This is a genomic window from Corallococcus terminator, from assembly GCF_003611635.1.
GTDB classification, from domain to species: domain Bacteria; phylum Myxococcota; class Myxococcia; order Myxococcales; family Myxococcaceae; genus Corallococcus; species Corallococcus terminator.
In genome coordinates, this window is sequence record NZ_RAVZ01000404.1 from 1 (window position 1) to 7685 (window position 7685).

7 protein-coding genes are annotated in these 7685 nt (G+C 70.1%); 2 read left to right on the top strand and 5 right to left on the bottom strand.

All coding sequences use genetic code 11. The features are described from left to right. Positions 1-19 precede the first annotated feature (19 nt). Positions 20-493: a YkgJ family cysteine cluster protein gene (locus D7V88_RS36160; RefSeq protein WP_120545143.1), complete on the bottom strand. Its 474-nt coding sequence runs from the start codon at positions 491-493 to the stop codon at positions 20-22. A gap of 458 nt (positions 494-951) precedes the next feature. On the opposite strand from D7V88_RS36160, the gene D7V88_RS36165 reads away from it, so the two are divergent. After that, entirely contained in the window at positions 952-2991 is a 2040-nt protein-coding gene (locus D7V88_RS36165) for a PilZ domain-containing protein (RefSeq protein ID WP_120545144.1), read from the top strand. Between the two features lie 61 nt (positions 2992-3052). On the opposite strand, the gene D7V88_RS36170 is transcribed toward D7V88_RS36165, so the two are convergent. After that, positions 3053-4036: an NYN domain-containing protein gene (locus tag D7V88_RS36170; protein WP_120545145.1), complete on the bottom strand. Its 984-nt coding sequence runs from the start codon at positions 4034-4036 to the stop codon at positions 3053-3055. 264 nt (positions 4037-4300) lie between these two features. Between D7V88_RS36170 and D7V88_RS36175 the strand changes: the two genes are divergently transcribed. Beyond that, positions 4301-4708, top strand: a complete 408-nt coding sequence (locus D7V88_RS36175) for a hypothetical protein (RefSeq protein ID WP_120545146.1) — start codon at positions 4301-4303, stop codon at positions 4706-4708. Positions 4709-4739: 31 nt separating this feature from the next. Here D7V88_RS36175 and D7V88_RS36180 read toward each other — a convergent pair whose 3' ends face one another. The 3 genes from D7V88_RS36180 to D7V88_RS36190 all read right to left on the bottom strand — a co-directional run bounded on the left by D7V88_RS36180 (position 4740) and on the right by D7V88_RS36190 (position 7540). Continuing rightward, entirely contained in the window at positions 4740-5750 is a 1011-nt protein-coding gene (locus D7V88_RS36180; RefSeq protein ID WP_208726692.1) for an ABC transporter substrate-binding protein, read from the bottom strand. 106 nt (positions 5751-5856) lie between these two features. After that, positions 5857-6612, bottom strand: a complete 756-nt coding sequence (locus D7V88_RS36185; protein WP_120545148.1) for an ABC transporter permease — start codon at positions 6610-6612, stop codon at positions 5857-5859. A gap of 10 nt (positions 6613-6622) precedes the next feature. Then, entirely contained in the window at positions 6623-7540 is a 918-nt protein-coding gene (locus D7V88_RS36190) for an ABC transporter ATP-binding protein (protein ID WP_120545149.1), read from the bottom strand. Positions 7541-7685 lie beyond the last annotated feature (145 nt).

Consider the following 7685-nt stretch of genomic DNA (forward strand, 5'->3'; position numbering starts at 1 on the left):
GCCCCGGACACCCCGGCGTTCACCCCGAGCGGCGGAAGCGTCCCCGGAAGTGCCGGTCGAGGAAGGCCTCCGCCTGCGTCAGCGCCTCGCGAGCCTGGGGTTCGAGCGTGGCGGCCGCCGCCCGCGCCTGTCGGAGGGAAGAAGGCCCCCCCTCCATGGGAGACAGCGCCCGCGTGACGGCCTCCACCCGGGCATGCGCGGCGTCCACCACGCCCTTCGCCTCGTCCAGGGACACCTCGCCCTCGGCCAGGGCGTTCAGCAGTTGGCAGCGGTAGCGGCGGCAGGCCTCCGGACGCTCCGTGTAGACGGTGCAGCACCGGCCGTTCAACGCCGCGCAGGGCTGGGGCAGCACGACGGTGCCGTCTTCTCGCGCGGTGAGAGGCAGGCCACGTTGGGTCAGCGACGCTGACTCGTTGGGTTGGAGCGGTACGTGGGTGAAGAGTGTGCCGTCGCAACACATGCCGCAGTGGAGACAGAGGGTGGACAGGGACATGGCGCGGGTTCGGGGTGGCCCCGCTTCTGGCGCGGGACGGGGCCTGCGGCATAACCGCTCAGAGGGGCGTGAGTCATCCCGGACGTGTTTCACGAAGGCTCGCCGCCCTCCGAGGCAGGGCACGTCCCACCACCTGACATGCGACATGCCCGGGGCGTCCGGCGTCTCAGGATGAGCTGCCTTTCGTGGGTAACGCGCGACCCGAGGATGGGACACGCATGCACCCGTCTTGGAAGGCAATGCGTCTGTCCGTGGAAGGAATTCTCCACACGTGAGAAGCCACTCCGCGACAGTCCAAGGGTCGCTTGCTGACACGGCCCGAAGGACCGAGTGCAAGCAGGATGAATCATCTCCACTCTGTGGGAATCCGAGTTCCCCGGGTCACCCGTAACTGGGGAGAGCACAGTTTCTTCGGACGTCGTAGGATCATGCCTCGTAGGACATCGAGGGAGCCCCCCATGCACACGGACACTCAGGACGCGCCGGCCGGCCGCGAAACCCTTCTCGGATATCGGGTGGGGACGGAGTTGAGCGCGGCGGCATCATTTGGCGCGCACTTCTCGCCCGGGCGTCTGGTGCAGTTGTCGCTGGAACATCTCACGCTCCACCTGGAGTCGCGCACCGTGCCCCGCAAGGGCCAGGCCGCTTCGGTGGTGGTGGGTGAAGGCGAACGGTGGGCCACCGCGCTGGACGCGGAAGTCATTGGTGTCAACGACGCGCGGCCGGAAGTCAGCCTGCGCTTCGTCGCGCCGCCGCTGGACGCGGGCCGTCGCATCGTGGGCCTGCTGGAGTCGCTGCGCGACAACGGCCTGTTGCTCACGCCGGAGACGCGGCCGGTGTGGCGCGAGCAGATCGACCGCGCGGACCGCGTGGCGCGCATCTGTGAGGCGCTCGCCTCGCGTCAGGCCCGCGGCGTGCTGCGCACCCAGGACGGTCAGCGCGTGGAGGTCACCGCCTCCTTCTTCGAGCCGCTCCAGGACATGTTCGGCTGGCGCCTGCACGGCGCGCTTCCCCCCGGCCCCTTCACCGTGGAGGCCTTCGGCTACAGCAGCGTGGTGCACCTCCAGGGCGAGGCCGCGCGCGTGGAAGGCGACCTGCTGGTGATGCCGGTGCCCACCTCCATCGTGCGCTTCCGCCACCGCTGGCTGCGCCGCACGCAGGCGAGCCCGTCCTGCACGCTGGACTTCGACCACCCGCTCTGGCCGCAGGTGCATGTGAGCCGTGGCCTGCTCGACGTTTCCTACGAAGGCCTGTCCTTCCTCACCGAGCCCGGCGAGGACCTGATGTACCCGGGCCTGCGCCTGCCGGTGGTGGAGGTGGCGCTGGACGGCCACGCGCCGGTGCGCCTGCGCGCGGAGGTGCGCAACATCTCCAGCACGCCCAATGGCCGCCGCTGCGGCGTGTGCGTCCGTCCGCTGGATGCGGAAGGGGCCCGGGCGTGGCGCGCGCTGGTGGAGGCGCAGGCCCATCCGACGACGAAGGTGGAAGGCGACTGGAACGACTCCACCTGGAAGCTCTTCGAACGCTCCGGCTACTTCCGCCTGCCGGGCAAGGAGCCGGTGAAGTTCACCAGCCTGCGCGAACAGTTCGACCAGACGCAGGACAAGCTCCAGGAGAACCCCCGCCTGGGCTACCGCGTGGTGCGCCCCGCGGAAGACGGCATGGAAGCGACGCTGTCCGTGCTCAAGCCCTACGCGGGAAGCTGGATGGCGCACCAGCTTGCGCGGTACCAGCCGGCCAACAGCCGCTCCACCGCGCGCGAAGCGCTGCGCGACATCTACCTGCGCGGCTACGAGCCCACGCAGGCGGATCCAGAGGTGAAGTGGTTCTTCGCCTACTGCGAGGCCAATGTCCGTTGGGTGCGCTACACCAAGTTCGACTTCGCCACCTGGTACGCGCACACCGGCCAGACGTGCCTCGTGCCCTTCCGCCTGATGGAGGGCGAGGTGGACGGCACCTGGACCGCGCCCGCCGGCATCGAACTGGACACGCCCACCGCCGAGGAGCGCGCGCGCTTCTTCGAGAAGGTGGCCACCTCCCGGCCGGAGGCCTACCGCGAGGCGCTGGACCTGGTGCCGGAGCGCTTCGACCTGAGCGCCACGCGCACCGGCTGGGGTGAGGCGGGCCTGTCCCGCGAGCGTGAGCTGGTGGTGGCCCGTCACGAGGGCAAGGCCGTGGCGCTGGCGGTGTTCGAGTCCGCGCAGCCGGGCCTCAACCTCTTCAACGTGCTGGACGGCGTGCGCCTGGTGCCGCTGGAGGAGGATTCGCGCCCGGAGGTGCAGGACGCGTTCGTGGCGCTGCTGGGCCGCGCGGCGGAGTGGTACCGGGCCCGCGACCGCAAGGTGTTCGTCCACTACGTGGAGGGCACGTGCGTGGAGTACGCGGAGCGCGTGTCGCTGGCGGACCTGGGCGACGGCAAGCTGTGGGTGATGTCCGCCCGACTGCTGCCGGAGTTCCTGGAGCACCTGTGCGAGTCCACCACGCCCCGAGCGGCGTGATGGGCCCGCATCCCACCGCACGGCGGGCCGGGGTTTCCCCTGGCCCGCGGCGGTCGGGGCCTTAAAGCCCTTCGTCGTCCGGGTCCGGGTAGGACTCCAGCTCTTCGTCCTCTTCCTCCACCGGGGCCGGGGCCTTGGCGCCGCGGTTCTTGCCGCCCTTGGTGGCTTCCGCGGCCGGCAGGTCCGTGTCCGGGCCCACGACGTAGCCCTGGCGGCCCTGCTGGATGCGGCGCAACAGGCCCTCCTGCTCCAGCGCCTCCAGGAGGCGCGCGAAGGTGGAGAAGCCGTGGTCGCGCTCGTCGAAGTCAGGCTCCTTGCGGACGATGGTCTCCTTGATGAGCGACGGGTTGAGCGGGCCCGTGGCACGGCGCAGCAGGCTCTGCACCACTTCGCGAGCGATGGCCGGCACCTCCGCCTTGTTCTTGCCGCCCTTGCCCTCGTGGCCTTCCTTGCCGGAGGACTCGGCCTTGTGGCCCTTGCCCTCGTCCTTGTTGCCCTTGCCGCCGCGCTTGCCGCGGCCCTCGTCCTTGTCGCCCTTGCCCTTGCCGCCGTGGTCCTTGTCCTTCCCACCGTGGGACTTGGGCCGCATGTAGATGAACTGGTCGCAGGCGTTCACGAACATGCGGGAGCTGGCTTCCTTCACCGCCAGCCCGATGACGGTGCGGCCGTTCTCACGCAGCTTGTACGCCAGCGGGCAGAAGTCGCTGTCGCCGGAGCCGATGACAAAGGTGTCGATCTGCTCGCGCGCGTAGCACAGCTCCAGCGCGTCGATGACCAGGCGCATGTCCGCGCTGTTCTTGCCGGCGCGGGTGGAGGGGGGCACGTCCACCAGCTCCACGCCCACGTCGTGCAGGCGCACCTTCGCGTCCGCGAAGCGCGACCAGTCGCAGTAGGCGCGGCGGAAGACGACCTTGCCCTGCTCCAGGAGCTGGTCCAGCGCGGGCTGGAGGTCGAAGTTGTTGGAGCTGATCCCGGTGTTGGTCACCAGGTTCTCGAAGTCGATGAAGAGGGCGATGCGGTGCTGCTCGTCGGTGCGTCCAGCCAAAGGTGCCTCGTATTTTTGCCGCGCTCACGCGGCGCGAGAAAAGACAGACAGGGGGCAATCCGCGAGGGGTTGTCGGCCCGTGCGCGCTCCACCCTACTGTGTTGCCGCTACCACGGGCACGGCCCGTGTTCCGCCGCTGAACATTCAGCGCCTCCCACCCTACGTTCACGGGTGAGCCAGGGAGCAGTGCTCCCACGGCACGGAGGTGTCACGATGATGCGCAGATTCCTCGCAGGATGGCGAGCAGTGCTGTGGAGCGCGCCCATGCTCGGCCTGCTGCTGGTCCCGGCCGCGGGCCTGGCCGAAGAGCCCGACGTGGGCAAGACGCAGAACATGGGCTCGCACGATTCCACCGAACCGGCCAGCACCAGCCGCTCCAACGTGGTGGGCACCGTCCCGGACAGCACCCCTTCGCAACTCACCCAGAACCTCTCCATCCGGCAAATCACTCCCGACGTGGACCGGATGCGTCAGGTGACGGGGCCGGTGGTGAAGCGGGACGGGCTGACGCTGTACGTGCGGGACGTATCGGGGCCGGTGGTGCCGCTGGACCTGAGCGCGATGCAGATCAACAAGCTGCCGCAGAAGGGCCAGGAGGTCGTGGCCCTCTACCAGGTGGAGGGAAAGACCAACAACGTGGCCCTGTCCCTCCAGGGCGAGAAGCTGGACTAGCGCGCCCTGGGAGTGCCGCGGAGGCGAGCGTTCAGTTCGCCTTCGCGCCGCGCACCTCGTCCAGCACGCTCAGGTCCACGAGCCCCGCGATGTCGTCGCTGGGAATGAAGCCCAGCTCCTTCGCGTGACGGGCGGACGTCGCGAGCGCGGCGGGCACCGGGTCCAGGCTCGGCTCCAGGCGGGAGAAGGCGTCCTGGAGCACCGGCCCCGGCAGGGGCTTCTGCGTGAGCCGGCCGAAGGCGGCGTTGGCGGCCGTGGCGAAGGCGGCCGGGTCCGCGCGCCAGCGCTCGGTGAGCCTGACGTGCGTGCGAAGGAGCGCGGCGATGCGCGGGCGCTGCGTCTCCAGCACCTTCTTCGTCGTCACGACGACCGTGGTGGGGAAGCGCTTGCCCGGCCACAGGTCGCGCTCATCCACCAGGATGTGGCCTCCTCCTTCGGCGAGCATGCGCGCGCCCCAGGGCTCCGGCACCCAGGCCCCCTCGATGGCGCCCTGGAGGTACTGGCCCAGGATGTCCGGGTTGCTGATGGGAATCACCTGCACGTCGCCGCCCGCGTCCGTGGCGATGCTGAGCTTCTGGCCCTTGAGCCAGGTGCGCAGCGCGATGTCCTGGGTGTTGCCCAACTGCGGCGTCGCCAGCTTCTTGCCCTTGAGCTCCTCGGCGCTCTTCGCGTTCTTCACCACCAGCACCGCGCCGCCATTCACCGCGCCCGCGATGATGCGCAGTTCCCTGCCGGCCTTGAGGTACGTGTTGATGGCGGGCCCGGGCCCCACGTAGGCCACGTCCACGGAGCCCGCGACCAGCGCCTCCATGGCGGCGGGGCCCGCGTTGAACTGGCGCACCTCCATGCGGCCCATGCCGGGCTGCGAACCGAAGAGGCCCTCGGAGTTCGCCACCAGCGCCTGCGCGTGCGTGATGTTGGGGAAGAAGGCCACGCGCAGGGGAGCGTCGGCGCCCGTGGGCGTGTCGCTCTTGCAGGACGCGATGCCGGTCAGGACGGCGCAGAGGACAAGAAGGTGTTTCATCGGGCGCGCGGAAGGCATTGCCGTCACGCTAGCGGGCAAACCGTGCCCGGTATCAATGCCCTCGAGGGCGAAGCGCCGGGAAGCGTCGTGAGGCGCACACCGGAAGCCCGGCCGGAGTCCGGGCCTACGCCGTCAGGCCCCACCGGCGCCGCAGCCGCGTCTCCACCGTCTGGAACAGGACGCGGTCCACGGTGATGCCGATGAGGATGATGGCCAGCATCACCGCCATCACCTGCGCCACGTCCATCAGCTCGCGGCCCATGGTGAGCAGTTGGCCCAGGCCGCCGGAGACGAAGAGCAGCTCGCCCGCGAGCAGCGCGCGCCACGCGAAGCTCCACCCCAGCTTGAGGCCGGTGACGATGCCGGGCAGGGCGCCGGGCAGGAGCACGCCGCAGTAGAAGCGCAGGCCGCGCACGCCCAATGTCCGCGCCACGCGCGCCAACTGCGGGTCCAGGCCGTTGACCGCGTCCTCGGTGGCGATGGAGATGCCCAGCACGCTGCCCATCACCACCACGAAGAGGATGGCGCTGTCGTTGAGGCCGAACCACAGGAGGGCCAGCGGCAGCCAGCAGATGGAGGGCAGCGCCTGCAGGCCCATCACCACGGGCTTCACCGCGTTGCGGAAGAAGGCCAGCCGCGCGATGAGCAGCCCCAGCGGCACGCCAATGGCCACCGCCATCAGGTAGGCGCGAAACAGCCGTCCCAGCGAGCGCGCCGTCGCGCCGCCCATCCGGCCGTCGCGCACCATGGCGATGAGCGTCTCCACCACCTCCAGCGGGCCGGGGAACAGGTGCTTGTTCCACACGCCCGCGCGCGTCAGGCCCTCCCAGAAGGCGAACAGCAGCGCGATCAATCCCAGCTTCTGCGCCCACTTCAGCATGGCGGGTACCTCACCGACCGGTCATGACACTGGGACGCGGAAGGCTGGAGGGGGTCTGGGTGCGGCGGGGCACGGGCTCCAGGTGCTGGGCTTCCAGCGGAGAGACCTCCCCGGCGCGCAGCCGGTGACGGATGTCGCGGGCCATCGCGTCCAGCGACGGGTCCTCCAGCGAGCGGGGCATGGGCAGGTGGATTTCCAGGTCCTCCACCACGCGGCCGGGGCGGGGCGCCATCAGCACCACGCGGGTGCCCAGCATCAGGGCCTCCTGCACGTCGTGGGTGACGAACACCACCGTCTTGCCGGAGCGCAGCCAGATGGCCTGAAGCATCTCCTGCATGTGCACGCGCGTCTGGGCGTCCAGCGCGCCAAACGGTTCGTCCATCAGGAGCACGGTGGGGTCCACCGCGAGCGCCCGGGCGAGGCTGGCGCGCATCTTCATGCCGCCGGACAGCTCATGGGGCAGCGAGTCCGCGAAGCCCTCCAGGCGCACGCGCTGGATGAAGATGTCGGCGCGCTCGCGGCGCTCGGAGCGGGGCACGCCCCGGGCCCCCAGCGCGAAGGTGATGTTGCCGCGCACGGTGAGCCAGGGAAACAGCGCGGCCTCCTGGAACATCAGGAGCCGGTCCGGCCCGGGGCCCTGGATGGCCTTGCCGTCGATGGCGACCGTGCCACCGGTGGGCGTCACGTGGCCGGCGAGCGCGTAGAGCAGGGTGGACTTGCCGCAGCCAGAAGGGCCGAGCAGGCAGACGAATTCGCCCGAGCGGACGTTGAGGTTCACGTCCTGGAGCGCGACGACCTTGTTGGAGAAGCGATGGCCCAACTGGGCGACGGAAATCTTCGCCCGGTCCGCTTTCACGTTCGCGGGCCGCAACAGGCGGGGTGCCACCTTGCGCAGGCCGCGCAGCCGCTCCATGAGGCGTCGAACCATTCGCCACAACCTATTCATCTGCCCCGAGGTCGCACAGGGACACCCGCGGAAGCGGGCAGGCGCCATCCACTGGAGGACAGGTGGAGGCGTCCGGGCCGGCTGGCAGGCTGCTTTCGGGGGAGGGGGCGCGCTAGGGGGCTGTCTC